This window comes from Burkholderia reimsis (genome assembly GCF_003294055.1).
Lineage (GTDB): Bacteria > Pseudomonadota > Gammaproteobacteria > Burkholderiales > Burkholderiaceae > Burkholderia > Burkholderia cepacia.
This window is the reverse complement of record NZ_QMFZ01000148.1, coordinates 1-463: the sequence shown is the minus strand read 5'-3', so window position 1 is coordinate 463 and position 463 is coordinate 1. Positions and strand designations below refer to the sequence as shown.

Here is a 463-nt window from a genome sequence, read left to right as displayed (position 1 = left end):
CTTTCATATGGGTTGCGCCGTCAGCTTTTTGTATAAATTCTTTTTCAGAAAATATATTAATTCTATTTCCCCTTATTTTCTCATTATTAGAGTTTTTATGAAAACCGTCATTAAGATTTAAACGTAACAAGCTATAGTTGTAACGGCATTCTCTGAAATTTATAGTTGCTTTTCCAGGCTTTAAAAAATAGCTTAAAGTGAAAAAGTATTCAGAATTACATGATGTTATGTTAATATCTCCCTTACAAGTTTCGTCTAATTTAATGTTGTATTGTTCAAGTATTTCTTTACTTAGATTTACTAAATAATTTAAATCTTCATCGTTCAGTTTCAAATGCATTTAAACATCTCCTTAGTTTAGATTTTACGATCTTAAATCCTTATATTATTTTCAGTATTTGTAGTAAGTTATACAGATGTTTTCTATAAACTTAATAATTATTCCTTTTTAGCGTCATAATCG

General features: G+C 26.3%; 1 protein-coding gene. It reads right to left on the bottom strand.

The features are described 5' to 3' along the window. Window positions 1–340, bottom strand: a 340-nt coding sequence (locus DPV79_RS41685; protein WP_113048190.1) for a DUF6978 family protein, incomplete at its 3' end; no start/stop codon positions are given. Window positions 341–463: the final 123 nt, after the last annotated feature.